Source organism: Waltera intestinalis, from assembly GCF_009695995.1.
Lineage (GTDB): Bacteria > Bacillota > Clostridia > Lachnospirales > Lachnospiraceae > Acetatifactor > Acetatifactor intestinalis.
Map to the genome: position 1 here is coordinate 1 of NZ_VUMU01000001.1, position 26,068 is coordinate 26,068.

General features: G+C 46.9%; 17 protein-coding genes, 5 tRNA genes, 1 rRNA gene and 2 pseudogenes. 23 read left to right on the forward strand and 2 right to left on the reverse strand.

Annotation, left to right across the window (positions count from 1 at the left end; genetic code table 11):
* The 19 genes and pseudogenes from FYJ59_RS00005 to FYJ59_RS00095 form a co-directional block, all read left to right on the forward strand.
* A 23S ribosomal RNA gene (locus tag FYJ59_RS00005) occupies positions 1 to 173 on the forward strand; the annotation flags it as partial.
* Positions 174 to 328: 155 nt separating this feature from the next.
* Positions 329 to 400, forward strand: a tRNA-Asn gene (locus tag FYJ59_RS00010).
* Positions 401 to 426: 26 nt separating this feature from the next.
* Positions 427 to 498: transfer RNA gene (locus FYJ59_RS00015), tRNA-Glu, on the forward strand.
* Positions 499 to 529: 31 nt separating this feature from the next.
* Positions 530 to 603, forward strand: a tRNA-Ile gene (locus FYJ59_RS00020).
* A 39-nt stretch (positions 604 to 642) separates the two neighbouring features.
* Positions 643 to 716: transfer RNA gene (locus tag FYJ59_RS00025), tRNA-Asp, on the forward strand.
* Positions 717 to 740: 24 nt separating this feature from the next.
* A tRNA-Val gene (locus FYJ59_RS00030) sits at positions 741 to 813 on the forward strand.
* A 216-nt stretch (positions 814 to 1,029) separates the two neighbouring features.
* The gene (locus FYJ59_RS00035) at positions 1,030 to 1,530 is read left to right on the forward strand and encodes a hypothetical protein (protein ID WP_154494766.1); all 501 of its coding nucleotides are present in this window, start codon (positions 1,030 to 1,032) and stop codon (positions 1,528 to 1,530) included.
* A 50-nt stretch (positions 1,531 to 1,580) separates the two neighbouring features.
* Positions 1,581 to 2,630: an extracellular solute-binding protein gene (locus FYJ59_RS00040; RefSeq protein WP_154494767.1), complete on the forward strand. Its 1,050-nt coding sequence runs from the start codon at positions 1,581 to 1,583 to the stop codon at positions 2,628 to 2,630.
* A complete protein-coding gene (locus FYJ59_RS00045; protein ID WP_154494768.1) occupies positions 2,614 to 4,353 on the forward strand; it encodes a cache domain-containing sensor histidine kinase in 1,740 nt (579 codons plus the stop codon). Before FYJ59_RS00040 ends, FYJ59_RS00045 begins: the two co-directional genes overlap by 17 nt.
* Positions 4,354 to 4,446: 93 nt before the next feature.
* Positions 4,447 to 5,211, forward strand: a complete 765-nt coding sequence (locus tag FYJ59_RS00050; RefSeq protein WP_154494769.1) for a response regulator transcription factor — start codon at positions 4,447 to 4,449, stop codon at positions 5,209 to 5,211.
* A 211-nt stretch (positions 5,212 to 5,422) separates the two neighbouring features.
* Positions 5,423 to 6,847, forward strand: coding sequence for a hypothetical protein (locus FYJ59_RS00055; RefSeq protein WP_154494770.1), 1,425 nt, complete (start codon positions 5,423 to 5,425; stop codon positions 6,845 to 6,847).
* 144 nt (positions 6,848 to 6,991) lie between these two features.
* Positions 6,992 to 8,821 (forward strand): ABC transporter permease, encoded by a 1,830-nt coding sequence (locus FYJ59_RS00060; protein ID WP_154494771.1) that lies wholly within the window; start codon positions 6,992 to 6,994, stop codon positions 8,819 to 8,821.
* A 2-nt stretch (positions 8,822 to 8,823) separates the two neighbouring features.
* Positions 8,824 to 10,470, forward strand: a complete 1,647-nt coding sequence (locus FYJ59_RS00065) for an ABC transporter ATP-binding protein (protein ID WP_154494772.1) — start codon at positions 8,824 to 8,826, stop codon at positions 10,468 to 10,470.
* Positions 10,471 to 10,620: 150 nt separating this feature from the next.
* On the forward strand, positions 10,621 to 11,724 hold the full coding sequence (locus FYJ59_RS00070) for a metallophosphoesterase family protein (RefSeq protein WP_154494773.1): 1,104 nt from the start codon (positions 10,621 to 10,623) through the stop codon (positions 11,722 to 11,724).
* Positions 11,721 to 14,351: an AAA family ATPase gene (locus tag FYJ59_RS00075; protein WP_154494774.1), complete on the forward strand. Its 2,631-nt coding sequence runs from the start codon at positions 11,721 to 11,723 to the stop codon at positions 14,349 to 14,351. Before FYJ59_RS00070 ends, FYJ59_RS00075 begins: the two co-directional genes overlap by 4 nt.
* Positions 14,352 to 14,455: 104 nt before the next feature.
* Positions 14,456 to 15,682 (forward strand): BMP family ABC transporter substrate-binding protein, encoded by a 1,227-nt coding sequence (locus FYJ59_RS00080; protein ID WP_205839410.1) that lies wholly within the window; start codon positions 14,456 to 14,458, stop codon positions 15,680 to 15,682.
* A gap of 11 nt (positions 15,683 to 15,693) precedes the next feature.
* Positions 15,694 to 17,394, forward strand: a complete 1,701-nt coding sequence (locus FYJ59_RS00085; protein WP_154494775.1) for a methyl-accepting chemotaxis protein — start codon at positions 15,694 to 15,696, stop codon at positions 17,392 to 17,394.
* 162 nt (positions 17,395 to 17,556) lie between these two features.
* Positions 17,557 to 18,733 (forward strand): annotated as a pseudogene (locus FYJ59_RS00090) (MATE family efflux transporter).
* A gap of 13 nt (positions 18,734 to 18,746) precedes the next feature.
* Complete coding sequence (locus FYJ59_RS00095; protein ID WP_154494776.1) at positions 18,747 to 19,331, forward strand: cytidylate kinase-like family protein; 585 nt, start codon at positions 18,747 to 18,749, stop codon at positions 19,329 to 19,331.
* Between the two features lie 96 nt (positions 19,332 to 19,427).
* Here FYJ59_RS00095 and FYJ59_RS00100 read toward each other — a convergent pair whose 3' ends face one another.
* On the reverse strand, positions 19,428 to 20,585 hold the full coding sequence (locus tag FYJ59_RS00100; RefSeq protein ID WP_154494777.1) for a DUF4317 domain-containing protein: 1,158 nt from the start codon (positions 20,583 to 20,585) through the stop codon (positions 19,428 to 19,430).
* Between the two features lie 237 nt (positions 20,586 to 20,822).
* Between FYJ59_RS00100 and FYJ59_RS00105 the strand changes: the two genes are divergently transcribed.
* The 4 genes and pseudogenes from FYJ59_RS00105 (at position 20,823) to FYJ59_RS00120 (ending at position 25,147) form a co-directional block, all read left to right on the forward strand.
* A complete protein-coding gene (locus FYJ59_RS00105) occupies positions 20,823 to 21,155 on the forward strand; it encodes a HEAT repeat domain-containing protein (RefSeq protein WP_154494778.1) in 333 nt (110 codons plus the stop codon).
* A 388-nt stretch (positions 21,156 to 21,543) separates the two neighbouring features.
* Positions 21,544 to 21,888, forward strand: a pseudogene (locus FYJ59_RS00110) (sporulation initiation factor Spo0A C-terminal domain-containing protein); the annotation flags it as partial.
* A gap of 122 nt (positions 21,889 to 22,010) precedes the next feature.
* On the forward strand, positions 22,011 to 23,456 hold the full coding sequence (gene glgA / locus FYJ59_RS00115) for a glycogen synthase GlgA (RefSeq protein ID WP_154494779.1): 1,446 nt from the start codon (positions 22,011 to 22,013) through the stop codon (positions 23,454 to 23,456).
* Between the two features lie 26 nt (positions 23,457 to 23,482).
* Positions 23,483 to 25,147 carry a putative polysaccharide biosynthesis protein gene (locus FYJ59_RS00120; protein ID WP_154494780.1) on the forward strand — a complete coding sequence of 555 codons (1,665 nt, stop codon included), beginning with the start codon at positions 23,483 to 23,485 and terminating at the stop codon, positions 25,145 to 25,147.
* On the opposite strand, the gene nudC is transcribed toward FYJ59_RS00120, so the two are convergent.
* Positions 25,136 to 26,068, reverse strand: a complete 933-nt coding sequence (nudC, locus tag FYJ59_RS00125) for an NAD(+) diphosphatase (protein WP_154495011.1) — start codon at positions 26,066 to 26,068, stop codon at positions 25,136 to 25,138. The genes FYJ59_RS00120 and nudC overlap by 12 nt on opposite strands.

Here is a 26,068-nt window from a genome sequence, read left to right on the forward strand (position 1 = left end):
CAAGTCCGGCAGGGATAAACGCTGAAGGCATCTAAGCGTGAAGCCCCCCTCAAGATGAGATATCCCTCAGAAATGAGTAAGACCCCTTGAAGACTACGAGGTAGATAGGAATGAGGTGTAAGCACAGCAATGTGTTCAGCTGACATTTACTAATCGGTCGAGGGCTTGACCAAAGGTTTTGGATAGGAAAAAGGATGTAAGTTAGGATATAAGAGATGAGGTTTCAGTGTTCGGTTTTGAGGGAACAAAATTCCCTTTATAAGTAGCTTGGCAATGCACGGAAAATGCAAAGCATTTTCTTAAATGGCTTTGCTACGCAAAGACATTTTCCTCGATAGCTCAATGGTAGAGCACTCGGCTGTTAACCGAGTTGTTGTAGGTTCGAGCCCTACTCGGGGAGTTTTTTCATAAGAAAATAAATATTGCGGCTCCATGGTCAAGCGGTTAAGACATCGCCCTTTCACGGCGGTAACACGGGTTCGATTCCCGTTGGAGTCATCTGATCACAGATCAGTCCCGAAAGGGTTGCGGACCTTTAGCTCAGTTGGTTAGAGCAACCGGCTCATAACCGGTCGGTCCTGGGTTCGAGTCCCCGAAGGTCCACTGAAAGCAGTTCCATTTCATAAGATAAATAATAAATATGGCCCAGTGGCTCAGTTGGTTAGAGCGTCGCCCTGTCACGGCGAAGGTCGTCGGTTCGAGTCCGATCTGGGTCGCTAAAGATTTTCATTAATCTTTATGGGGTCTTAGCTCAGCTGGGAGAGCATCTGCCTTACAAGCAGAGGGTCATAGGTTCGAGCCCTATAGGCCCCATTTTTATGTTTTAAATGAAGGAAAACGTCTTTATGCGTATGCATAGAGGCGTTTTTTGTGTATACGATGAGCCAAGTACAGATTTGTGCTTGCACAAGAATCTGTATTTGGAGGAAAATAACTGTTTTGGAATTATTTGTATTTATGACACATTGACGAAAAACGAAAGAATAGCTATGATGGAGTAATACAAGTACCGGGAAGGTGGGGAAAATAATGGAGCAGCGCATTTTGCAATATCGAAAACAGATAGATGAATGGCTGACAGAAATGGAGCAGAACGTACAGACATTGTCACAGCACGGTGAATACTCAACGCAGGCTGTACAGAGGCAGACGCATACACAGAAAACTGACACAGAGAAAACTGACATAAAGAAAACGGATACCGAGGAACAGACCATGCAGGAAATGGTTCAGGACAATCTTAAGGAGCATCTGGTGCAGGTGGGATTTTTTCAACATGAGCGCCTGATCCATCTGATCGTTACGGTGACCTTTGCGTTGTTAGAGATGCTGGCGATTGTCTTAAGTGTGATCTCTGACAGCCTTTTTACCTTATTACTCCCGGTAGTGATCCTGATCCTGCTGATCCCATACATCCGCCACTACTACATCCTGGAGAACGAAGTGCAAAAAATGTATGTGCAGTACGACCGGATGCGGAGACTGCAACAGACAGCAGCCGGGAGCAAAATCGAAAAACCAGAGAGATAACAGAAGCAATACAGTGAAAATAAACAAACGAAAAAGATAAGGGCAAAGTTATGAGGACTTCGTATAGTAAAAAACATAGAGCAGGAATATCTGTTCTGTCCGGACTGACTGCGGCGCTCCTGTTATTTACTGGCTGCAGCAAGTCCGAAGAGACGGTCTATCAGATCCCGGAGGACAGAAAACTGATCGTCTATACCGCTCACAAAGCAGATGTATATGAACCGATCATCAAGGAATTTGAGGAACGTACAGGGATTTTTGTAGAGCTCAAAGCAGGAGATACTTTGGCACTTTTTGATGAATTACAACAGGATGCACCCGGTACCTTTGACGTCATGTTCGGTGGCGGTATTGAGAATTTTGAGGAGTGCAGAGACTATCTGGAACCTTATAAAGTCAGCGAAATAGATCAAATTGCGGAACAGTATCGCACGGAGGGAGATGCCTATACGCCCTTTTCTGTGCTGCCGACTGTATTTATCTATAACAATAAACTGGTCTATCCCGTAGCGGCTCCCAGAACCTGGGAGGAATTGCAGACCGATCGTTGGAAGGGAAAGATCGCGTTCGCAGATCCCACGAAATCCGGCAGTAGTTATACAGCACTCTGTACGATGCTTCAGGTATCGGATCAGGATGCGCAGAAGACGCTGGAGGATTTTACCGGTGCATTGGACGGTTACCTGTCACCCTCATCTGTGGCAGTACTGGAGGAAGTCAATGCCGGAACCAGACTGGTAGGTATTACCACGGAGGGAATGGCGAGACAGAAGATTCTGGAAGGGGCAGATATTACAGTGATCTACCCCACGGACGGCACCAGTGCCATACCGGACGCTACAGCGATCGTTAAGGGCGCAAAGCATATGGAAAATGCTAAATTATTTCTGGAATTTACCGTCAGTAGTGATGTACAGAGACTGGTGGAGGAAGCCTTTTTCCGGAGAACTGTCCGCAATGATATGGAAGAGTATGCAGCACCGGAGCAGACAAAATTAAAAACGATCGATTATGATATTCATTGGGCTTCTCAGGAAAAGGAAAAAATTCTGAACACATGGGAGACGTTACAGGGGAGAACAGATGAAAAAGTGGATTAAAAAGTCGTTTCACAGACAGTTGCTGGTCTGCTTCGGTGTAGTTGCGTTATTGCCGTTATTGCTTTTTGGGGTATCCCTGATCCAGACTATGGAGACCAAGATCAACAGCGATTATGAGAAAAAAGTAACAGAGCAGGCGGAACAGATAGATGCTGGCATATTGGAATTGTTTCAGGAGTTCGAGATGGTAGTGGAGAATATAAATGCTAACACCCGGATCGTGGAACAGATAGGTGAAGATGACACCTGGTCGAAGAGCAAGATTTACCTGCAATTCTATCGGGAAGTGACTGATTACAGAGAATATGCCCAATTTGATCTGTATGATAAAAACGGAAAATGTATTTACACTACGGCACAGGGAAGTGCCAAGACAGATCTGCCGGTATACTGGGGCATTCTGAAAGCAGTCGAGGATAGTAAAGAGACGCTGGTGCTGCGGCGTGCAGATACTAATGACAGCAAGATTTTATTGTATGCAGCGGGTAAACTTATGGGAAAAGACGGTATACCGGAAGGCTATATTGTGATCAGCATGCGCGCAGAAAATTTTGAAAAAGTGCTTCATGATAAGGGAAATGCCAAAGCGGAGGTAGCAATCATGGACCCCTTCTGGAGAACCATTTATGATAATGGTAACCTGCAGGAAGAGCAGATCCGGGAAGAACTCATGGTTGGTCATAAGCTGCTGGGAGTATATCGTGCCGGAGAACTGCTGATCCAGCCGCTGGGAGACAGTGGATTGTATACTGCATTGTCCTGTCCCAGCGTGTTTTCAACAGAAGTATTGAACTCCATGTACAGTGTGTTGATCGTGATGCTGACCATCAGTGTCATTCTGTGTGTTCTGGTGGCTTCCCGGCTGGGTAGAAATATGACCCGTCCTATCGAACGGATGAATACGGCCATGCGTACACTGCAGGAAGGAGACCTTACCGTCAGGATCGTCTCCGACAGAGAGGACGAGCTGGGACAGATGTCCCGGAACTTTAATATCATGGCCAACGAACTGGAGCAAAGCGTGCAGGATAAGGTGGAGAAGCAGAAGGAACTCAATGCTTCCCATATTGCCATGATGCAGGCACAGCTGAATCCTCATTTCCTGTATAACACACTGGACACCATGAAATGGGTGGCGAAGGCCAACCATATCCCGGAGATCGCTACCATGGCGGCGGGACTGGCGAAGATCCTTAGGGCCAGTATCTCCAAGAGACAGTTCATCTATCTGAAAGAAGAACTGGAACTGGTGAATTGTTATGTAGATATCCAGAAGATCCGTTTCAATGATAAGTTCTCGTACACCGTGGATCTGCAGGAGGGACTGGAAGAATGCGTGATCCCCAAGCTGATCATACAGCCCATCGTGGAGAACTCGGTACTGCACGGATTAAAGGAGAGTGAAGAAGGAAATATCCTTGTGCGGATCACAGAACAGGAAGATGTCCTGCGTATTGAAGTAACTGATGACGGTTGCGGCGCTCCCGAAGAACGGATAGATGCCATCAATCACAGAAGACAGGAGCAGCTGGTGGGGCATATCGGGGTCTCTAACGTGGATACCATTATCCGGCTGACCTATGGGGAAGAATACGGCATCCATATGGAGAGTCTTACCTCAAACGCCGAAAACCCTACGGACGGACAGCGAACAGAAGAGGAAGGCGAAGTCCACGGTACGAAAGTGACATTACGATTGCCGGTAAGATACGGAGAAGCCTGAGGAACCGATACAGAGCAACGGACAGAGAGGAATTTTTATCGGATAGTGGGGAGTATACAGAAAACGGGAAGAAATAATGGAGGGAGTAATACGATGTACAAAGTGATCGTGATCGATGATGAGATGCTGGTGCGCAGAGGAATCGTGATGGAGACAGACTGGCAGGCACTGAACTGTGTCGTCGTGGCGGAAGCCGGCAATGGGATCGAAGGACTGGAAGCCGTGCGGAAATATCATCCGGATCTGTTGATCTGCGATATCCGTATGCCCAAAATGGACGGCATCGAAATGCTGAAGGAACTGAGGGCAGAAGGCAATGATGTTAGTGTGATCTTTTTAACTGCTTACAGTGAATTCTCCTATGCGCAGAGCGCCCTGAAATTATTGGCCAGTGACTATCTGTTAAAGCCTTTTGGAGACGGGGAACTGGAACAGGCAGTGAACAATGCACTGGAGAAACGTAAGAGGACACAGGAAAAATTGGAAAACAGCAAGGATGAGCCGCTTCCTGAACTGGTCTTAAATAAAGGCGACAAGAGCAAATATGTCATGGCAGCCGTAGACTATATTTCCGCTCATTATGGGGATCCGGAACTGTGTGTGGCAGAGATCGCAGAGCACCTGGGGATCAGTGAAGGACATTTGAGTCATACTTTCAAAAGGGAGACGGATTATACGGTGGCGGCATACATCACCAGAGTTCGTATGCGCACTGCCATGAAACTGTTGAATGACTGCCGGAATAAGGTGTATGAAGTCGCAGAACAGGTAGGCTATCGTGATGTTGCACATTTTTCCAGCAGCTTTAAGAGGATTGTTGGTGTCACTCCCTCCGAATACCAGGATAGAAGCATGTAAAACCACAAAGATGCACAAAAGAAACGACGAAATAACTGAAAAACTATACATAGTATCAGAAATATTAAAATAATAACAGTTTTGCCTTATACAAATTGCTGAATTCCCAACGTATAATAGAATCATCAGAACGGAAGAGGGAAACATCCCATTCCAAGTAAGTGGACCATGAAGGGTTATACAAACTATATGTTTCAAGGGAGGACAGCATATGAAGAAAAGAGTAGTATCGTTACTTATGATCTGTGCACTGAGTGTTGGTATGTTAGCCGGATGCGGCAGCAGCGAGACCCAGAACCAGACAACTGGAAGCGCAGATAACACACAGACAGCCGGAACCGAGACGGTGGCAGAGACCAAGACCCCGGAGGTAGCCGACGACGCAAATCTTACTGCAACTCAACAGATCATCAAACAGGCAGAAGGAATGACCATGGAGGAACTGGCACAGAAGGCCATCGAAGAATCCAACGGCAAGACCTTTTACGGTGTAGGTAATTCTAGCCGTGGTAAAGCAGCACTTCCTCTGTTCATCGAGTATCTGCAGTCTATTGATCCTTCTTACAGCATGGAATTTGACTGGCAGCAGCCTAAGAACAACAAGATCTTTGAACAGCTGACCGCTGATTCCCTGAAGCCGGAAGGAACCTTCGCAATGACCCTGATCCAGGATGGTAATCAGATCGAATCCAAGATGACACAGACCGGAATACTGGATACGTTCATTCCCAAGGAATGGGCAGAGGCTAACGGAACCACACCAGATGCGGTGGACGGTTATCTGGCATTACAGACGCTGAATAAGGTATTCGAATACAACTGTACCGGAGATAAAGTATATGACAACTGCTGGGACTTCGTAGCGGAAGGAACTCACGCATTGTTCATGGATATTGATTCCGAGGTTGTAGGTAAGAATTTCCTGTACATGCTGACCGAAGACAAATACGCAGCCATGTTAAAGGATGCTTTCAATGCATTACCCGCTGATGAGCAGGCTTACTTCCAGCCCACGATTGATGAGATGGAATCCGAGGCAAATGATTTAGGCTTAGGCGCTGATGGTAAATATGCCCTGGCATGGATCAAGCTCTGGGTAGGCAGCTACAATGCCCAGACCGATGATGGACCTATCTGTAATACGCTGGTATCCGATTCCGCTACCGATCAGTGTGGACTGTTAGTATACAGTAAACTGCGCTCCGTAGAAGAATCCGCAGGTGTATCTGTGAACAATATCAAGGTTGCCGCTTATCAGGATGATTATAAGGGAATCGGCGGATACGGTTACTGCCATTATCTGTTTGTTACCGATAACAGCCCGCTGCCTTGGACTGCATGTGCTTTCATCGCATACATGACCTGTACGGAAAACGGCTTCAGCGCATGGGGCAAAGACATGGGCGGTTATTCCGCTAACCCTGAAGTGGCAAAGGCAATCGAAGCTACCTATCAGCACAGCACCGGCGGTAATGATGAGAACGGTAATGTTGTATACGAGAGCAAGAATGACAGAGGCTTCGACTGGTGGTCTACCGATGGCGAACTGGTGCTGGAAGATCCTGAGTACTGTGCATCCGTATCCTTCACGGTAGGAAGCTGGATCGAGCTGTTACCGAAGTATACTGCTGAGTGATATATGATATAAAAAAGTGACTATTTGTCCTGTCAGAATAAGAAAATCTGCTACATCATGCCTGCATGTAAGTAGCAGTTTTCTTATTCGCAGGGGTGGATGGTTTACAGGACCAAAAGCTTGTATTGGGAAGAGAGGTTAACCATGAATCAGAGTGCCACAAAAAAAACAAGCAAGATGGTGATTGTTCTGAACAAGATCAAGACGTATTTCTCCAAGCCACAAAATATCATTCTGCTTCTGTTTGGTATCGTACTTACTTTTACCACAGTGGCGCCGATCGTGGCAATCGTCGAGGATACCTTCAAGATTCATCCGGGCACCATCGATGCACATCTTACCGGAAAAGCAAGCGGATATTCCTTTGCTAACTATGTGGATTTGTTCACCAGTAAACTGGCGAGAACAAATCTGTGGACACCGCTGTTAAATACTGTTCTTTTGGCAGTCTTTACCTGCCTGATCTCCATTCTGTTCGGCGGTTTGTTCGCATTCTTAATTACGAGAACCAATTTAAAATGTAAAAAATATTTAAGCTCCATTTTTATTTTCCCCTACATCATGCCCCAGTGGACACTGGCAGTGGTATGGCAGAATATGTTCAACAGTAATGCAGTCACCGGAACCTCCAACGGACTGCTGGCTTCGCTCTTTCACATTACGATGCCCAAATGGTGGTGCCTGGGGCTGTTCCCCAGTGCAGTAGTATTGGGACTGCATTATGCCCCCTTTGCCTACATCCTGATCGGCGGCATCTTCCGCAACATGGATGCCAATCTGGAGGAAGCAGCGACGATTTTGGATACACCGAAGTGGAAGACCATGTTCCGTATTACTTTACCCATGGTAAAACCGGCGATTCTTTCCACAATCCTGCTGGTATTCGGAAGCGCCATGGGAAGTTATCCCGTACCTCACTACCTGGGACTGACCACTCTGTCCACCAAGTACATCTCCATGAACTCCAAGTATACCGGGGAAGCCAGTATTCTTGCCATCATCATGATGATCTTCGGTGTGGCGATCCTGTTAATGAACCAGATGAGCTTAAAGAGCCGTAAGAATTATACGACGGTTACCGGTAAATCCGGACAGATCTCCAAGATCAACTTAGGAAAAGTCGGGAAATATCTGATCGCGATCATCCTGATCGTCATCACTTTCTTCACCAGTATTTTCCCGATCCTGTCCTTCGCACTGGAGACTTTCCTTCCGAATCCGGGAGATTACAGTTTCCTGTATACCATGGATCCCAGTGCTCTGACCACCAAGTGGTGGCTGACGGATAATAACGGAGCCGGTGCTCTGTACGGACAGCCCGGTATCCTCCACAATCCGCTGATCTGGAGAGCATTCAAGGGAACGATGTTAGTCGCTGTATGTTGTGCTCTGATCGCAGGTACGATCGGCACCCTGATCGGTTATGCAGTATCCAAGAACCGGAGAAGCAAGTGGGCGAATTACGTCAATGGTGTGGCATTCCTGCCGTACCTGATGCCGTCCCTGGCAGTGGGCGCAGCTTTCTTCATCCTGTTCTCCAATGACAAGATCAACCTGTTCAATACTTACACATTGCTGATCATCGCAGGCGTGATCAAGTACATTCCGTTCGCCAGCAGAAGTGCACTGAATTCTATGCTGCAGCTGTCGGGAGAGATCGAGGAAGCGGCCATCATCCAGGATATTCCCTGGTACAAGCGGATGCTGCGGATCATCATTCCGATCCAGAAGTCTTCCATTATCAACGGATATATGCTTCCGTTCATGACCTGTCTGCGAGAGCTGTCCCTGTTCTTACTGTTATGTACGCAGGGCTTTATCCTCTCCACGACACTGGATTATTTCGATGAGATGGGACTGTATGCATTCTCCAGCGCCATTAACCTGATCCTGATCGTAACGATCCTGATCTTTAACACTTTGGTAAATAAACTGACCGGGTCTAGCCTGGATGAAGGTATCGGAGGTAAATAACTATGCCGGAAATCAAATTAACACATGTTACAAAACGTTGGGGAAAATTCTATGCGGTAGATGATCTGAGTCTGGATATGGAGGACAATTCCTTTATCACTCTGCTTGGTCCCTCCGGTTGCGGCAAGACCACTACCTTACGTATGATCGCCGGTCTGGAGACCCCTACCAGCGGGCAGATCAAGATCGGAGACCGGGTGGTATTCGACAGTGAAGCGGGAATCAATGTTCCTGCAAATAAGAGAAAAGTCGGATTCCTGTTCCAAAACTACGCACTGTGGCCGAATATGACGGTATACCAGAACATCTCCTTCGGACTGGGCAATATCAAGGAAGAACTTCCCGTGATCGATGAGGATGCCAAAGCTTTAAAAAGTATGATCAAGGCACTGGAGAATCCGGGAGAGCTGGTAAAACTCATTGAGGAATGTAGAGATAAAAAGGGAAAATTAGACCTGGATATGGTCTACCTGAAGCTGATCGATAATTATACCATTTCTATCTATACTGCAAAGGAGCTGTATAATTACAAACTCCACGAGGCGGCAGACAAAGAAAGTGCATCAAAACAAAAGAAGCAGGAACTGACTGCCAAGCTGGACAGCATCCTGGCAGGTCATAAGGAAAAAGGGGAAGAGCTTAACGAGAAATTCGAAGTCGTATCCGGTGGCAAGGTAGTAACCAAGGTCAGAAAATATTCCAAGGAAGAGATAGACCTGGCGGTACGTAGAGTATCTCGTATCGTTAAGATCGGAATGTTCATGAACCGTTATCCCGCAGAACTGTCCGGTGGACAGCAGCAGAGAGTTGCTATTGCCAGGACACTGGCACCGGAACCCCAGGTACTGTTCATGGATGAGCCACTGTCTAACCTGGATGCGAAACTCCGTCTGGAAATGAGATATGAACTGCAGCGTCTGCATGTAGAGACCGGAAGCACCTTCGTATATGTAACCCATGACCAGATGGAAGCTATGACACTGGCAACGAAGATCTGTCTGATCAACAACGGTGTATTGCAGCAGTATGAAGCACCATTGACTGTGTATAGCAGACCCAACAACCTGTTTGTGGCTGATTTCGTAGGAAATCCTTCCATTAATTTTATCGAAGCCAAGGGTGTGCAGAATGAAAACGGCAGCCTGGATGTGACGATCTTAGACGGTAGAAAGGCAAAGTTTGTTCCGAAAGAACATCTGGATCTGCAGAGATGGTTTGCAGAGAGAGATAAGAACGAAGCCGATGAGGCAGCCCGTCACAAAGAGAAAATGCAGGATAAGAAAGCTGTGGAGAAATCCAATAAGGATGAAGTCTTCAAGTATCATATTGCCAGAGTGAACGAGGACGATTACGCACTGCAGGAAGCTCCCGTGATCACCAACGAGGATTTTGTCATCGGTGTACGTCCCGAAGCCCTGCAATTACACGATGGTGCAGGACTGGACGGCGTGATCTACGGTGCCATGCCCACCGGTATGGAATCCACGATTAAGCTTCGCATCGGTGATTTCCTGTTGACCGGCGTGGTCTTCGGCAATACCGCTTACAAGATCGGTCAGGAAGTGAAGTTCGAGATCGGTGGAGAAGATATTCTGTTATTTGACAGAAAAAGCGGTAAACTGATTGCGGCAGGAAACTTACAGGTATAATTCCTTCCCGTAAAATCAATATTTTTTAAATGATTAAGCGTATCGGAATTGAGAAATGACCGTCTCGATTCCGGTACGCTTTTTATTGTATCCGCCATGGGTTTCGTATATAATAAAGGATAGTAAATACGTGAAAAGGGAGGCGGCAGAATGAAAATCATCCATTGCGCAGACATCCATTTGGATTCCAGAATGAGTGCAAATCTTACCAGAGAAAAAGCCAGAGAGCGTAGGACGGAGCTGTTGACAACCTTTCGGAAAATGGTGGAATACGGGGCTGCCCATGAGGTGGATGCCATTCTCATTGCGGGAGATCTGTTTGATACGAAAAATGTGTCAGCCACCGCGCGGAATGTGGTGAAGGATCTGATCGTGGGGCATCCCGGAATTGAATTTTATTATTTACAGGGCAATCATGATGAAGGCAGCTTTACCGGGGGACTTTCGCAGATTCCGGAGAACCTTCATCTGTTTGACAGCAAATGGACAAGCTTTCCTTTGGGGAAAAAGGTATGCATCACAGGCGTGGAATTGAATCCGGAGAACAGCGGCAGTGTCTATAACACATTGTCTCTGGATGCGGACCTGGTGAATATCGTTGTCCTGCACGGTCAGGAATCGGAATACAGTGCGAAGGACAAGGCGGAGGTCATACATCTGACCGCCCTGAAGAATAAAGGCATTGACTACCTGGCACTGGGACATATCCATGGTTATAAGAAGGAACGTCTGGATGGCCGGGGAGTTTACTGTTATCCCGGTTGTCTGGAAGGGCGTGGATTTGACGAATGCGGAGAACATGGATTTGTAGAGCTTTCCGTGGATGAGGCAGCAGGCACTGTGGAGAGCCGGTTTGTTCCGTTTGCTTCCCGGAATCTCTATACTATTCCGGTGGATATTACCGGCTGTGTGTCCACGATGGAGATTCTGGAACGCATGAAAGAAGAGACCGATGCGGGCAATTATCCAGAGAAAAGTCTGGTAAAATATGAATTGACCGGTAAAGTCGATGTGGAAAGTGAAAAAGAGACGGACTTTTTGCTGCATCAGTTCAGCAGCCGTTTCTATTTTGTGAAGATCAAGGACAGTTCGAAATATCTGGTAGATTATGCTTCCTTCGCAAAAGATGTGTCTTTGAAGGGAGAATTCATCCGCACAGTCATGGGCAGAGAGGATCTGTCGGAAGAAGATAAGGCAGCAGTGATCCATTACGGATTGCAGGCACTTGCCGGAGAGGAGATCCTGGACGCATGAAGCTGATACGGTGTCATATAGAGAATTTTGGAAAATTAAGTGATTTTACCTATGATTTTTCAGAGGGATGCAATACGATCTGTGAGGAGAACGGCTGGGGAAAGAGTACGCTGGCGTCTTTTTTGCGCGTAATGTTGTATGGTTTTCGCAATGAGGGCAAAAGAGATCCGCTGGAAAATGAGAGGAAGAGATATGCGCCTTGGCAGAAGGGAGTATACGGCGGAGAATTACAGTTTGAAAGTGACGGAAAAGTGTATTCTGTGCGAAGAATTTTTGGAAATAAAGCGGCGGAGGATGAATTTCAGCTGACGGATGCCCGGACTCATTTACCCAGCAGTGATTTTTCACAGAAGCTGGGAGAGGAGTTGTTTCAGATTGACGGAGGCTCTTTTGAACGGACGATTTTTATCTCCCAGAATGACTGCGAGACCTTTGTTACGGACGGCATCAATGCCAAGATCGGGAATCTGGCGGAGAATACGGATGATATCAATAATTTTGAGACAGCGGACAAGCGGTTGAACGATCTGTTAAACAGCATGTCTCCATCTCGCAAGACCGGATTGCTCCGTCAGAGAAAGGACCGAATTACGGAACTGAAGACGCAGATCCGTAACGGGCAGGAGATACAGAATACGATGGAAAGTATTGATGCCCGGAAAAAGGCGGCAATCGAGGAGAGAGAAAAGCTTTCTGCGGAACTGACAGAACTGCAGGAGAGACAAAAGAAGCTGGGAATTTATAAGGACCAGCAGGCGAAAAAAGAAAAGTACCTGGATCTGCGTGCAAAAATGGCGGAGAGACAGCAGACTTTAAAAGAAGCGGAAAACTATTTTAACGGTGTGATACCAAAAGGGGAAGAATTACGCGAAAAAACAGCCGTCTGCAATCAGGGGATTTCTGTCCGCAAGGCAATGGAAATCTATTGCCTGACAGAGAAAGAACAGGCGCAGTTAAAAGATAATTTTCCCATGGCGGACAATGTCCGGCTGGAAGAAAAATATGCTGAGGCACAAGAACTTGAAAGCCTGGAAAGCGCGACAAGAAAAAATGCCCTGTCAGGGGAAGAGAGCAGACGGTTAGAGGAGCTTTCCGGATATTTTGCGGAAGGAATGCCGCAGGAGGCGGAGATCGACAGTGTAAAAAATGCCTGGACGAACCGCAATGAAGGAAAAAGTCTTCTGCAGGCGAAAGAAATACAGAGGAAAACCCTGCAATCCATACAGGCACAGGAAGATGCCAGATGCTTACGGGAGCAGGAAGAAGCAGGTAAAAGGAAAAAAATACTATTGCTTTTTGGCATTCTTTTATCGCTTGGCGGTTTTGTTGTGATCCTGTTGGGACAGGGATTGATCGGAGGAGTCCTGATCGTACTGGGAATTGCAGCTGTGGCAGCGGCACTGTTGTTTACAGCAGGCAGATCCAAAGTCCAAACGGGAGAAAATACAGAGCTTTCCTATTTGGAACAGGAAATGGAAGAACTTGAGGCACAGGTCCGCATAGAGGAAGGACAGATTGAGGATTTCTGCACTCGTTGGGGACTTCGGGAAGGACTGGAACTGACCTCCTGGCTTGTGGAACTGCAGAATAAGAGAAGAGATTACGAGGCACTTTTGGAGCGGCAGAAGCAGGACGGATCGGATGAAAAGATTGCGAGAATTGCCGCATTGCAGAAAGATTTGCAGCAGTTTTTTGCAGAATACGGAGAAGTACCGGAAACACAAAATTATCTTGCGGCATTGCATGAACTTGCGGGAAAGTGCAGACAGAGACAGCTTTTACAGGAAAAACAAAAGAAATATTTACAGCAAAAACAGAAATACGAAGCGATAGAAGAACAGGTAAAAGACTATCTGATGTCGTTGCAACTGATTCCGGAGGAGCACCCGGAAGAACAGTTGGCCGAACTGGAAAGTCATAGAAAGGATTATGAGAAGGAGCTACAAGAATTATGGAGAAGCGAGCAGGAGATAAGAGCGTTTGAAGTGAAAGAGGACATTCCGGCACTTCTGGCACTGAAGGCACCGGAGGGCGAAGAATCCCTGGAAAGCCTGGCAGACGAAATGCAAGTTCTTTCAGAACGTATGGAAGAATGTTTTCAGACTATCGACAGCTATCAGAAACAACTTTCCGACTTACAGGAATCCTGGGATAATGTAGAGAATATGCAGGAAGAGCTAAAAGCGTTGCAGGAGAAGACAGAGGAAGGATTCAAACAATATGAATTGCTTGGAATGACAAAAAATCTGTTGGAACAGGCAAAGAGTTCGTTCACTGCGAAATATACAGAACCTGTCATGCAGGGGTTCCGGAAATATTACAGAATTCTCACGGGAACGGAATGCGAAAATTATCAGATGGATGCCAATACCAGATTACAGGTGATTGAAGGAAATATGCCCAGAGACATCGGATACCTGAGTCTGGGCAACCGTGACCTGATCGGTATCTGTATGAGACTTGCTTTGGTGGAAGCCATGTATGAGGAACAGAAGCCGTTTTTGATTCTGGATGACCCTTTTGTGAATCTGGATGAGAACCGGACCAAGGGAGCAATGCGGTTCCTTACAGAGATCGCGAAAGAGTATCAGGTGATTTATTTTACCTGCCATGGCAGCAGGGAATAAGGGAAGGCTGTAGTTTATATTTGTAGAATCAACCGATTCTGAGAAATCAGACAGTAGAGATAAGAGATATACATAGACTACAAAAGAGAAAGGGGTACTTGTATATGGGAAGAGGTAAAACAGGAAACTTTTGGAAAGCAGCGGCAATTCTTCTGGGGTGTGCATTACTGACAGGCTGCGGAAATACCGGAGAAGTGGACGATTATGCTACGAACATCGGATATGAGGCAAGGGGTAGCAATGGGACTACGCAGGTGGTGCAGTCGGAAAGCGGCAGCATCGTGACAACACAGACCGCAGGGATTCCAAAGGAGAGGATTAAGGTAGGAGTACTGCATCTGTCGGACCCGGCGGAGGGCAGCGGTTATACATATACGCATGATCTGGGAATTCAGGGAATGCAGCAGAATCTGGGATTATCAGATGATCAGATCATCCGCAAGATTAATGTCAATGACAGTGATACGCAGGAGACCAGACAGGCAATTCAGGAATGTATTGATGAAGGATGTAATATCATCTTCACTACCAGTTGGGGATATATGGAAACTACAGCGGAAATGGCGGAAGAATATCCGGACGTGTACTTCTCCCATGGCACCGGCTACCTGAGCAACGGTAAAAATTTCAACAACTATTTCGGCAGAATTTATCAGGCGAGATATTTGAGCGGTATCGTGGCGGGAATGAATACTTCTTCCAATAAAATCGGGTATGTGGCAGCTATGGATTCTTCTAATTCGGAGGTCACCGGCGGTATAGATGCCTTTGCACTCGGCATTTATTCGGTGAATCCGGACGCAAAGGTATACGTAAAGGTGACAAACAGCTGGTACGATCCGGAAGGGGAAAAAGCAGCAGCCCAGACGCTTCTCGACATGGGGTGTGATGTGATTGCACAGCATTGTGATACCGTATATCCCCAGACACTGGCACAGGAAAAAGGTGTGTACAGTATCGGATATAACTCGGATATGAGTAAGGATGCTCCGCAGTCCTGCCTGTGCAGTGTGGTATGGAACTGGAGTGCTTACTATACGGCAGCAGTGCAGAGCGTCATTGACGGCAGTTGGGACGGCAGCAACTATTATGGCGGCATGAATGAAAATCTGGTGAGCATCACGGATATGGCGGATTTCTGTGCGGAAGGAACGAAAGAGAAAGTAGAGGAAGCCAAGAAGCAGATTTTATCCGGAGAAAACGGGGTATTTGACGATGTGATCGAGACCAATACGGGAGAGACTGTGGGCAAAGAAGGAACAACGCTGGATGATGCAACGATCACCGGAGGTATCAACTGGTATTTCAAGACTGTATCTGTGGTAGAATAGGGGGCATTTTCATGAGTATACAAAAAAAGATTCTGTCAATGACCATCGGACCGGTAGTATTGTTGGGACTGTTATCTATCTTTTTTATGCTGACGACGGTACGCAGTTCCATGATGGAGGAAATCGAAGAAGGACTGAAGGGAACTGCTGCGGCAACGCTGGCAGCGTATGACCAGAACACCGGTGACTATATGGAATCCAGTAATGGCGACATCTGGAAAGGCAGCTATAATATCTCACATTCCGAAAGTCTGGTGGACCGAATCAAAGACAATACCGGAATGGACGTAACCTTTTTCTACGGAGACCGCAGAATCATGACCTCCGCACTGGATAGTAATGGGGATCGTATTCTGAATTCTCCGGCAGGAGAGCGGATTGTGGAGAAGGTCTTACAGAACGGCGAGGAATATTTCAGCAATTCTGTATCGCTGGACGGTGTTATGAATTATGGCTATTTCATGCCGGTCTATCAGAATGGCTCCGATGATGAGATTATTGGTATGGTATTTGTGGGTACCGATAAAGAAAGCAAGGATGCGGTAGTAAATGGAATCATTTTCGGCATCGGTGCAGCAGTATGCGTGGCAATGATCCTGTGTATCGGCGTGGGGCTGAAGCTGGCAACCTCTATCAGCCACAATATCAAGAAGAGTATCAGCATCATGGGTAGGGTCGCAGAGGGGGATCTCACCGTCTGGGTCGATGACAAGATGTTAAAGAGGAAGGACGAGATCGGAGATCTGTCGCGGGTTACAGTAAAGCTAAAGGATACCTTGAAGGGAATATTAAAAGGAATTTCCGAGAATTCTGCGAGTCTGTTGGAGGCTTCCAAGGCTTTGGGAACTGCGGCAGATACTACCAACGGCACCATGAATGAAGTGCAGAACGCTGTAAGTCAGGTGGTGGCAAATTCTACGGAGCAGTCGAAGAATTCCGAAAGTACTTCCGAGAACATGCGGATCATGGGAGAACATATTACAGAGACCTCCACAGAAGTGGATACATTAAACCAAAATGCCGCATCCATGCAGAAGTCCAGTAAGAAGACCGCAGATACGCTCGCACAGCTGTGCCATATCAATGAAGAAGTGGAGCGGATCATCGTAGAAGTAAAAGAACAGACCGACCGCACCAACGTATCGATCCAGAAGATTAATAGCGCGATGGAATTCATCACTTCCATCGCAGAGGAGACAAATCTGTTGAGCCTGAATGCTTCCATCGAAGCGGCGAGAGCCGGAGAGAGCGGAAGAGGCTTCGCAGTCGTAGCGGACCAAATCAAAAAGCTGGCAGAGCAGTCCAACCAGTCCGGTCATGAAATTGAAGAGACCACGAAAGCATTGATGGTAGATTCTGCCCGTGAAATGGAGATCATGCAGCGGATGCAGGAGATCATCAACGAACAGAGTGGAAGCATGCAGGAGACCAGAACAAATGTCTCTGAGGTATTGAAGGAGATTGAGGATTCCATGCAGAGCATTCTGCAGATCAGAGAGAGCACCGGCAGACTGGCCGAGTCCCGTGGAGAAGTCAGGGAGGCTCTGGAGAAGCTTTCACAGATCGCGCATGACAATGTAGACAGCACCCAGCAGACCTATGCGGAGACACAGGAGGTTCTGGATACTTTCCGACAGGTGTATGACAGTGCCGACCAGCTGAAGAGGATTGCTGACGAGCTGGCCGAGAGCATGCAATACTTCAAGATGTGATATAGAAAACTTCTTAATAAAGAAATTTTTTTGTTTGACTTTTTCAAAAAAGAAAAATATAATGCAATAAAAAGTGTGTAGCTTATCAGCGTAAGTCCAGCTTATGCGGTGAGTACACACTTTTTTTGTGCAAAAAAGCAAAACAAGGAGGATGAAATGAAGATGGCAGAAAGTAACAAGATGAAGGAGATGCCGGTAAATAAGCTCATGGTGAAGATGGGAATACCGATGATATTATCTATGGCATTGCAGGCAGTTTACAACATTGTGGACAGCGCCTTTGTTGGAAATATGAGATCGGGAAGTGAGTCTGCGCTCAATGCACTTACGCTGGCGTTCCCGGTTCAGATGCTTATGGTAGCAGTTGCGATCGGAACCGGAGTAGGGACAAATGCGCTGCTTGCGAGAACACTTGGACAGGGGAATGGGAAAAAAGCATCGAAAGTTGCAGGCAACAGGACGTTCCCTGTATTCTACGATCGGCCAGGTCGTGGGAGCAGTGGTCAATATTATTCTGGATCCGATTATGATTTATGGTATCGGTCCTGCCCCTGAAATGGGAGTAAAGGGAGCTGCCTATGCCACTGTGATCGGTCAGGTTGCGTCTGCGGTACTGTTGTTTGTCTTCCACATAAAATGCAATAAGGAATTTGAGCATAGTGTAAAATACATGAAACCGGATGGAGGGATCATCAGGGAAATCTATGCGATCGGGCTGCCGGCCATTATTGCACAGGCACTTATGTCTATCATGGTTTATGTGATGAACCTGATATTGAAATTCAGTCCTTCGGCGCAGACCGCATACGGATTGTTCTATAAGGTACAGCAGTTTGTGTTATTTCTTGCTTTCGGACTTAGAGATGCGATCACGCCGATCATTGCTTTTGCATACGGAATGCATAGTAAACAGAGAATCCGGGATGGCATCAGATATGGATTGCTATATACGATCGTACTTATGTTCATTGGAGTGGCGATCACAGAAATATTCCCGGGGGCTTTTGCAACTTTATTTAATGCAGGACAGTCAAGAGAATATTTTATCGGAGCAATGAGAATTATTTCCATCAGCTTTATTTTTGCAGGGATCAATGTAGCATATCAGGGAATTTTCCAGGCATTGGACGGAGGCTTGGAATCCCTTGTGATTTCACTGCTCAGACAGCTTGTCATTATATTACCGCTTGCCGGGATATTCTCCATTTTTGTAAGAAACGGACAGATGGGAGTTTCTCTGATCTGGTGGTCATTTCCCATTACGGAGTTTATAGCATGTCTGGCAGGATATGTATTTTTAAAGAAAATCGAAAGGAACAAAGTAGAAAGCTTAGATTAAGGAGGAAACAGCTATGACAAAAAAGATCATCACAATCAGCAGAGAGTTTGGAAGCGGCGGCCGTTTTATCGGTGAAGAAGTGGCCCAAAAACTTGGTATCGCTTATTATGATAAGGATATCATAGGCCAGATCGCAGAGCAGTCAGGACTGTCACCGAAATATATTCAGGAAAATGCAGAGTTATCTCCTAAGAAAGGTATGTTTGCCTATGCCTTTACAGGACGTGACATTACCGGGAAATCGATCGAGGACATAGTGTATGAGGCACAAAGAAAAGTGATCCTGGAAATTGCTGAAAAGGAAAGCTGTGTGATCATAGGAAGAAATGCGGATTTTATCTTAAAAAGCAGAGATGATGTACTGAATGTTTTCATACACGGCAATATGCCGGAAAAGGTACAGCGCATCTGTAAACTATACAATGTCAGTGAATCAGATGCTGTAAAGATGATAAATGATACAGATAAAAGGCGCAGAACGAACTACAATTTTTATACGGATCAGAAATGGGGAATGGCAGATAATTATACACTGTCACTGAACAGCTCTCAGATCGGATATCCAAAGTGTGAGAGCATCATAATGCAATGTATATGATTGGTTAGAATTGTGGGAGTGCACAGCACGGAATAATTTGTCGGCAACAAAGTCAGGGGCAAAAGCCCCTGACTTCATGAATATAGTAAAGATGTTTTAATCGCCTATGGAATTGTCAGAGGCTCCGCTTCCGGCAGCCCGGACGGCGATGCCGTTGACTTCGATATTACCGTCCAGTTCGATGACGAGACACTGTCTGCCGTCGATCAGTTTCGTGTTGACGAGATCCGTGCGCTCGGGATTGACCTTGATGACCACATCCGGTGTCTTGACCTCAAAACTGCGGGGATTGTAGACATTGGTCATCATGAGGGAGGTGGATTCACCGGCAGTGGCATCGAAACACTGGTCGAAGACCTCCATGCGGTCATTGGCTACACCGCTGCTGGCAAAAATGGTCTTTACTTCATTTTTATCCAATACCACAGGCTCGGGATCTTCTTTATGTTCCTGGGCTATCTCATTCATTTTCTCGTGGATATTTTTCACTGTCTCGATATCACAGGTATCGCCTAATGTCTCCTCCACCAGTGACTGGAAGGTTTCTTTCTGACCGCCTGCGGACAGGGGGAGAGGACAGCCTAACATCAGCTCCACGAAGTTCTCCTTTAATTCCTCCGCATCCTTGGAATAGTACAGAGTGCTGTGCAGGTCAGTGCTTCTGTCATTAAACGCAGGGAACAGGAAAGCAGCGTCCGGCATACCTACCACCCAGTCGCGGATACGGTTCTGGAAGGTGTTTTCCACTGCGTTGTAGCTTAGTCCCGGCTTGGACAGATCCACAGGACAGATGCAGGTAAGGATATAGTCATAGACTTCATCGGAAGCATCCTCCATCTCGATACCGTCTCTGGTGCGTCCCGGCACATCGTAGGCATCGTGGATCAGCAGGATCAGATAATTGCCTACATATTCATAAGACTCGATGATGCGGTCGTAGAACTGCTCAAGCAATGCATCGTCCTTCAGACGGCTGTCCCGCAGACGCAGGAGAAATTCCTGCGTGCCGCCCTCCGTTTCACTCTTTAACGGGAACTCCAGATTCAGCAGATTCTTGCCGATGGTGCCGGACAGACTCTTACGCAGAATCTCGAAATACTTGAACATTTCCTCTTCCGGCAGTGCCAGAAACGCCTGCTTTAATTCTGTTTTTTTATTTTTCTCTCCATCCACATAGCATCCGCAGATCCGTGTGATGGAGCAGTTTTTCGGGGTGAACAGCTTTTTGATCTCGCTGATTTCCTGTTTTGTCATGAGAGTACCTTCTTTCGATTTGATGATATCAGTATAGTATAAAAAGCGTGATGGGACAAGTGGATCTAGGTTATAGAATTTTTAGAAATCCTTCATTTTACTATAATTGTTTTCTGACAGATAAGGTGTTATCATAACATTATCAAGAGAAGCCAATCACCACAGGCGACATATAGTGATGATCCGGAGACGATTTTACCGCCCCCCGCGCTGGCAGAAAGAAAGAGGCGCGTGTTTATGGAACAACATGATTTAAGTAAGATTCAAAAATTTCAGGAGAAAGGAAAATCCGACAAGATCATCAAATATCTGAGTTCTTCCGATGACACCGTGGTGGTAGCCGCACTGGAAGCTCTGAGCCGGATCAAGGATGAAGACAGTGTTAACAGCATTGCCCACATGATCGACAATCCGGATACGAAGATCCGAATCGAAGCAGCAAAAGCATTAGGTAGCATCGGCACCGAATATGCCAAGACCTATCTGTTGCACAGACTGAATGCAGAACAGGATGAGACTGTGAAGGCAGCCATCAAGGAAGCACTTCACGCTTTGGCAGAGCATCATTAATTTAATTCGCTTTACTCGTAGTTTTTCTACTTATACATTTTCCCTCTTATTGGCGTCCGGGTCATTCCGGGCGCCTTTTTTAACGTTTTAGCCTGCGAAATTTGGAAAAATCTTGCGATGGGTTCTGCTTGAAGCCATGACGCATATCTATTTATAATAGAACGGTACGTGAAAAAAGTAGTTTTGTAGTCATGGAGGTAGTTTAATGGAAAAATTAAACATTACAACTACAAAGGATAATGAAAAAGTATACAAAATCCTGGGGGATCTGATGAATGCCAACAAGGAATTCCAAATTATGATCACGGTTCCTTCTACGAAAAATGCCAAAGACAGCACAGTAAAAGCGACAGAAAAAAAGGAACAGACCCAGGAAGTCATCCATGACTTGGAAAAGGATGTCACGGATATGATCCATGAGATCGGAGTCCCGGCACATATCAAAGGGTATCAGTATCTGCGGGAAGCTATCATGATGTCGGTGGAGGATCCGGCGATGATCAGTTCCATCACGAAGATCCTGTATCCCACCATCGCCAAGCGTTTTCAGACCACACCCAGCCGCGTGGAGCGCGCTATCCGCCATGCCATTGAGGTTGCCTGGAGCAGAGGGCGCATGGAGACCCTGGATGCCATGTTCGGTTACACGATCGACACGGGAAAAGGCAAACCTACCAATTCGGAATTTATCGCGCTGATCGCTGACAGGATCCGACTTTCCTACAGAAACTGAGGCAAAACCGCAGACTCTAAAAGATTTGTAAATTATCGCTGCCCTCTTTTCTATGAATCGTAAACATGGTATAATCAATCTATGTTTTGAAATACAAGCCGTAGCATATGTGGAGGGTTTACATGAAAAAAATTCTTTTTGCCGCATCGGAAGGAGTACCTTTTATCAAGACCGGAGGACTTGCGGATGTCGTAGGATCTTTGCCGAAGTATATTGACAAGGAGTATTTTGATGTAAGAGTGTTTATTCCGAAGTATACCTGTATGAAGCAGGAGATGAAGGATAAACTTAAGTATGTGACACATTTCTACATGGATTTCAACTGGCAGAATGTGTACGTAGGTGTTCTGGAAGCGGAAGATGCCGGGCTGCATTATTATTTCATTGATAATGAGAGCTATTTTGGTGGTTTCAAGCCTTATGGGGATGATCCCAGATATGAGATCGAAAAGTATGCATATTTCTGTAAGGCAGTGCTGTCGGCATTACCGCTTTTGAATTTCCAGCCGGATCTGATCCATTGCCATGACTGGCAGACAGGCCTGATCCCTGTATACCTGAAGGAGCGTTTCCATGGTGGAGATTTCTACCGCAACATGAAGTCCGTTATCACCATACATAACCTGAAGTTCCAGGGAAAATGGGACGTGAAGACGGTGCAGAGCATTACCGGACTGCCGGAGTATTATTTTACCTCTGACAAGTTAGAGGCTTATAAGGATGCGAACCTGCTGAAGGGTGGTATCGTATTCGCGGATGCGGTGACTACCGTAAGTGATACCTATGCGGAGGAGATTAAGACGCCGTTCTACGGTGAGGGTCTGGACGGACTGCTGCGTGCGAGAAGTCATGATCTGCGCGGTATCGTCAATGGTATCGACTATGGAGAGTTCAATCCGGAGACAGACAAAAATATCGTAAAAGCCTATAATGCAGTGAATTTCCGCAAGGAAAAGGTGAAGAATAAGCGTGCCCTGCAGGAAGAGTTGGGACTTCGCGTAGATGATAAGAAGATGATGATCGGTCTGGTATCCCGACTGACAGACCAGAAGGGTCTGGATCTGATCGCTTATGTCATGGATGAACTGTGTCAGGATGATATCCAGTTCGTGGTACTGGGCACCGGTGAGGAACGTTACGAGAATATGTTCCGTCATTTCGACTGGAAGTATGGAGACAAGGTGTCTGCCAACATTTATTATTCGGATGCACTGTCCCATAAAATCTATGCGGCTTGTGATGCTTATCTGATGCCGTCCCTGTTCGAGCCCTGCGGTCTGAGTCAGTTGATCGCGCTGCGCTACGGTACCGTACCTATCGTCAGAGAGACCGGCGGACTGAAGGATACTGTACAGCCCTATAATGAGTATGAGAGCACCGGTACCGGCTTCAGCTTTACGAATTACAATGCACACGAGATGCTGAATACAATCCGCTATGCGGAGCATATTTACTATGACAGGAAGAGAGAGTGGAATAAGATCGTGGATCGTGCCATGGCCACTGACTACTCCTGGAAGGTATCTGCCGGGAAATATCAGGAGATGTATGACTGGCTGATCGGATAAAGAACTGAAATAAGGTAAGATAACATATGGCAGATAAGAACAGTTCCAAGAACAATTTTATCATGCAGGCGGGAATTCTGGCGGCAGCCGGAATCATCAGCAGAATCATAGGGCTCCTTTACAGGGGCCCTTTACAGAGTGTCATCGGAAATCTGGGACTTGGTTATTACCAGTCAGCGTATAACTATTATACGATCATTCTGTTGATTTCCTCTTATAGTATTCCCTCGGCAATTTCCAAAGCTATCGCACAGAAGCTGGGAGAGAAGGAATATCGCAACGCCCACAGATTGTTCCACGGAGCCATGATCTATGTACTGGTGGTTGGCGGTATAGCCAGCCTTTTTCTGTTTTTCGGAGCGGGATTATTCGTGTCCGGAGCAGCAGTCACAGTACTGCGTACCTTTGCACCGACGATCTTTGTCTATGGTATCCTGGGTGTTCTGCGGGGATATTTTCAGGCACATAAGAGCATGGCGCAGACCTCCGTATCACAGATCCTGGAGCAGATCGCCAATGCGGTAGTCAGCGTAGGCGCGGCATATCTTCTGATCCAAATGTTTATGGGAACGATGGAGGTTCCGGCTGATCAGGCAGGGCAGGTGATGAGAGCAACCTACGGTGCCGTGGGAAGTGCACTGGGTACCGGCGTCGGCGTATTAGTGGCGTTGCTTTTTATGGCGGGAGTCTATGCTCTGAATCGTGGAATGATCCTGCGCAGAGTGCAGCGTGACAGGCATGAACATGTGGATTCCTACGGACAGATATTCAAGACGATCACACTGGTGGTGACCCCATTTATTTTGAGTACGGCTGTATATAACTTAAGCAGTACGGTCAACAACAGTATCTACACCAAATGGTATCCGTCCCTTCGTAATCTGGATACGGTATCTATTTATGAAAAATATGGTATTTTCTCCGGACAGTCCCTGACAATGTCTAATATTCCCATAGCCTTTGCATCTGCTATGGCATCTGCTATGATTCCTTCCGTAGCACAGCTCATGGCAGCCCGGGATGTGAAGGGAGCCCGAGAGAAGATCGGACTGGCAGTGAAGACTACCATGGTGATCTCGATTCCCTGCGCTGTGGGACTTTTTGTGCTGGCGAAGCCGGTGATCAGTCTGCTGTTCACGAATAAGACGGCAGAGGAACTGAACCTGGCGGCAGCCCTTTTAATGACATTGTCACTGTCGGTTATCTTTTATGCATTGTCGACATTAAACAGTTCCATTTTACAGGGGCTGGGCAAAGTCAATACCCCGATCATCAATGCGGGGATCTCGCTGGTGGTGCAGACGGTGGCAGCAGTGCTGCTTCTGATGTTCACGAGTCTGGATCTGTACAGCATTGCCATCGCCAATACGCTGTATTCCGGTATGATGTGTGTGCTGAACCAGTGGGCGGTAAGAAGAGCGGTAGGCTACCGACAGGAGATTGTAAAGACTTTTGTCATTCCGGTGTTTGCCTCTGCATTTATGGGAGCGGCAGCCTGGGCAATCTACGAAGGTCTGTATATGGTGACGAAGTCCATGCGGATCTCTGTCATTCCGGCAATCGTGATCGCTGCCGTAGTGTATTTTGTCATGCTGATACTGATGCGGGGTATCACGGAGCAGGAGCTTCGCAACTTCCCAAAGGGATATCTGCTGGTAAAGGTGGCGAAGAAGTGCCGCTTATTGAGATAATGGATCCCCGCCATTCTTGAATAAGGTGATCATTTCCTGACCGACACTGATAGTGGAGGGTAGATCCGGTACATCCTCTCTGGAGAACCATTTTGCTTCACCGAGTTCGGATTCCTGCAAAGTAATCGTGGGATCACCGTCCAGCTTTGCAAAGAAGCCGATCATGGCGGAATCACTGAAGGACCAGGGCTGGGATTTGTAATAGACCAGATCACTGACCTTAAGACCTACCTCTTCCATGATCTCTCTGCGGGCAGCCCCTTTGAAGGTCTCGCCGACTTCCACGAAGCCTGCCACCAGTGCCCAGTGACGATAGGAACCGCCGGCGTAACGGGTCAGCAGGATCTTGTCCCGCTCGGTATCCACGATGGCGATAATGACAGCGGGAGAAATCTTGGGATATTCGATCTGACCGCACTCCGGGCAGATGCAGGCCCGCTCTGTGGTGCTGTGAATTGTGGGATGCCCGCAGCGGCCGCAGAACTTCCGGTCCAGACGGAAACGGTTGATCTGGGTGGCAGTGATTCCGGCGAATGCCAGATATTCCGGTTCAAAATTACGGAATACACCGGAAGGATAGAGGTCATTTTCCGGGAGCATGAGAGCACCGGCGTCCTCTGCGGTCTTGCGGAAGAATGCTCTGTCATCGATGGAAAAGAGATATTCACAGTCGAGGAAAAAACGCTCCATAGGCTGACGGATTCCCAATAGCTTGTGAATTTCCTCGAAGGTAGGAAGATATACCTGAGGATGCTTCACAATACCTTCATTCGCGGAAGAACCCGCAACAGCAGCGTCGTTTCCTGTATGGGAGGGCAGAAATACTTTTTCTCCATCAAATAACAGCAGATAATCGGAAGGCTTTGGCTCCTGATTTCGGAATTCCGGATAATATTTATGCGGATCGATCTTGTGGATCAT

Bases quoted from the DNA above. Each gene is read 5' to 3' on its own strand.
- FYJ59_RS00035 (WP_154494766.1), top strand. From the start codon at position 1,030: ATGGAGCAGCGCATTTTGCAATATCGAAAACAGATAGATGAATGGCTG.
- FYJ59_RS00040 (WP_154494767.1), top strand. From the start codon at position 1,581: ATGAGGACTTCGTATAGTAAAAAACATAGAGCAGGAATATCTGTTCTG.
- FYJ59_RS00045 (WP_154494768.1), top strand. From the start codon at position 2,614: ATGAAAAAGTGGATTAAAAAGTCGTTTCACAGACAGTTGCTGGTCTGC.
- FYJ59_RS00050 (WP_154494769.1), top strand. From the start codon at position 4,447: ATGTACAAAGTGATCGTGATCGATGATGAGATGCTGGTGCGCAGAGGA.
- FYJ59_RS00055 (WP_154494770.1), top strand. From the start codon at position 5,423: ATGAAGAAAAGAGTAGTATCGTTACTTATGATCTGTGCACTGAGTGTT.
- FYJ59_RS00060 (WP_154494771.1), top strand. From the start codon at position 6,992: ATGAATCAGAGTGCCACAAAAAAAACAAGCAAGATGGTGATTGTTCTG.
- FYJ59_RS00065 (WP_154494772.1), top strand. From the start codon at position 8,824: ATGCCGGAAATCAAATTAACACATGTTACAAAACGTTGGGGAAAATTC.
- FYJ59_RS00070 (WP_154494773.1), top strand. From the start codon at position 10,621: ATGAAAATCATCCATTGCGCAGACATCCATTTGGATTCCAGAATGAGT.
- FYJ59_RS00075 (WP_154494774.1), top strand. From the start codon at position 11,721: ATGAAGCTGATACGGTGTCATATAGAGAATTTTGGAAAATTAAGTGAT.
- FYJ59_RS00080 (WP_205839410.1), top strand. From the start codon at position 14,456: ATGGGAAGAGGTAAAACAGGAAACTTTTGGAAAGCAGCGGCAATTCTT.
- FYJ59_RS00085 (WP_154494775.1), top strand. From the start codon at position 15,694: ATGAGTATACAAAAAAAGATTCTGTCAATGACCATCGGACCGGTAGTA.
- FYJ59_RS00095 (WP_154494776.1), top strand. From the start codon at position 18,747: ATGACAAAAAAGATCATCACAATCAGCAGAGAGTTTGGAAGCGGCGGC.
- FYJ59_RS00100 (WP_154494777.1), bottom strand. From the start codon at position 20,585: ATGACAAAACAGGAAATCAGCGAGATCAAAAAGCTGTTCACCCCGAAA.
- FYJ59_RS00105 (WP_154494778.1), top strand. From the start codon at position 20,823: ATGGAACAACATGATTTAAGTAAGATTCAAAAATTTCAGGAGAAAGGA.
- glgA (WP_154494779.1), top strand. From the start codon at position 22,011: ATGAAAAAAATTCTTTTTGCCGCATCGGAAGGAGTACCTTTTATCAAG.
- FYJ59_RS00120 (WP_154494780.1), top strand. From the start codon at position 23,483: ATGGCAGATAAGAACAGTTCCAAGAACAATTTTATCATGCAGGCGGGA.
- nudC (WP_154495011.1), bottom strand. From the start codon at position 26,068: ATGATCCACAAGATCGATCCGCATAAATATTATCCGGAATTCCGAAAT.